At 36.1% G+C, this 1,778-nt stretch carries 2 protein-coding genes and 1 pseudogene; 2 read left to right on the top strand and 1 reads right to left on the bottom strand.

The window, feature by feature from the left end; translation table 11 throughout:
• Window positions 1-584 precede the first annotated feature (584 nt).
• Both MTCD1_RS18195 and MTCD1_RS22725 read left to right on the top strand, forming a co-directional pair.
• The gene (locus tag MTCD1_RS18195; RefSeq protein ID WP_057183662.1) at window positions 585-929 is read left to right on the top strand and encodes a sulfotransferase; all 345 of its coding nucleotides are present in this window, start codon (window positions 585-587) and stop codon (window positions 927-929) included.
• A gap of 36 nt (window positions 930-965) precedes the next feature.
• Entirely contained in the window at window positions 966-1,316 is a 351-nt protein-coding gene (locus MTCD1_RS22725) for a sulfotransferase (protein ID WP_057183664.1), read from the top strand.
• Between the two features lie 18 nt (window positions 1,317-1,334).
• On the opposite strand, the pseudogene MTCD1_RS18205 reads toward MTCD1_RS22725, so the two are convergent.
• Window positions 1,335-1,496 (bottom strand): annotated as a pseudogene (locus tag MTCD1_RS18205) (transposase domain-containing protein); the annotation flags it as partial.
• Window positions 1,497-1,778 lie beyond the last annotated feature (282 nt).

Raw genomic sequence — 1,778 nt, forward strand, 5'->3', positions numbered from 1 at the left:
AGCAACCAAACAACCTTGAACCGCTGTTACCATGGAATATTGAGCGCGGCTAGGTGCCGATCCCTATACGCTTACGAATAAACGAAGCACAGGAACTTTGGTTATATACGTTATAATTGGCACCAGACTGGCTTAGGTGATATCTGTAGATCTCAACGAAACTTTATCAAAGCAATCAGCTACTATAAAAAGCAATTGTAGAAAAGCCTAAATTTTCTATGGGATATCTGAGCTTGAGCATGCTATTAATACAAGTCAGAAAGTTAGAGAAAAATGAGAAATTTGTCGAAAAGCTATTGAACTTGGGCCTAGATTACTGGATGTAAAGGATTATCTCGGGCGGATATTGGTCACAAGAGGGAAGCCAAGTTCAAGCTATATTTGAACAATTAATTTATGGAAACCGACAAAATGTTAAGGCGCTTTACCATCTGGGGAATTTGCTTAAATCACAGGGGAAATTAGCGCAGGCATCATTCTATTATCAATAATCCTTTACCATACAACCAGGCTATTCAGAGGCACATTTAACTTACTCTTCTATTCATAAGTATACTGATCAAAAGGATAGTCATATTGCTTTAATGCTGGAACAGCACCAGAGAGACAAATTACCAACAGAAAACAAAATTCAACTTTCCTTTGCTTTAGCGAAAGCCTATGAAGATGTTGACGATTTTGTAGAAGCTTTTAAGTATCTAGAACAAGGCAATACACTGAGGTTTAACAGATTTAATTATACTATTGAATCTGATCAGGTTTTTATAAATAACATTATGAAAACTTTCAATAAGGAGGCAATAGCAAAACTCCAGTTGACAGCTGAAAAATCAGAAAAACCATTTTTTATTGTCGGTATGCCGCGTTCAGGCACTACTTTAGTCGATAAGATATTATCTACGCATACCAAGGTGCATGGTGCCGGATAGCTCGATTATTTTTTCAAACTTGGCACAAATCAGTTTTTGACTGAGGAAACTGGTTTTTTATTTCCAGCCTTAAACACCTATTTCAAAAATCAGTTAGAAAATGTCGGTCATAGTTATCTTAAACAAATAGGACAAATGAATAAAGACTCTGTTTATCTATCAGATAAATTACCATTTAATATGTTATTGATTGCTCTTATAAAAATAGCATTGCCAAATGTAAAAACAATCCATTGTGTTCGTGAATCCAGAGATAATTGCCTTTCTATATTTAAGGGAAATTTTACCACTGATAATTATCGTTTTGCCTACAATTTAAAAATATTGGGTCAATTTCACAATTTGTACCACCGTTTGATGATGTATTTCCTGATACTATTTATGTGAGCGTGTGGGGAAATACATCTAGCCTTGTTTGAAGTTCCAAGGCAGCAGATGAGTAAGGCTCCCTGGCTTCTTAGCAAGTTCATCTAGACATGTTTGTAAATAGTTATCGACAAGCAAGTCGTTGGCTTTTGCTGTTTCAATAATACTATAGAGTAAGGCGCTAGCCGTTGCACCCCGAGGCTGACGAATCCCCATAACTTTTTAATCTTAGTTGGGTTTAATTCCCCAGCGCTTGCGGTGAAAAAAGATGAGATAAACTAACTAAAGATACCCTCTCTTTGCGCAGAAAATTTCGCCTAAGCGAAAACCTTGGGCCGGGAGACTCATTAAAAAAAGCATAAAAATAGTTAAATAAGGTTAGGTGTACCCATGAATATCGGCGATTATTAAATTCTCTAAAACCCAATTGACGTCAATATTCATGAATACATCCACTATGTTACACACCTTTTTCAAAATGTC

It is taken from the genome of Colwellia marinimaniae, assembly GCF_002207865.1.
Lineage (GTDB): Bacteria > Pseudomonadota > Gammaproteobacteria > Enterobacterales > Alteromonadaceae > Colwellia > Colwellia marinimaniae.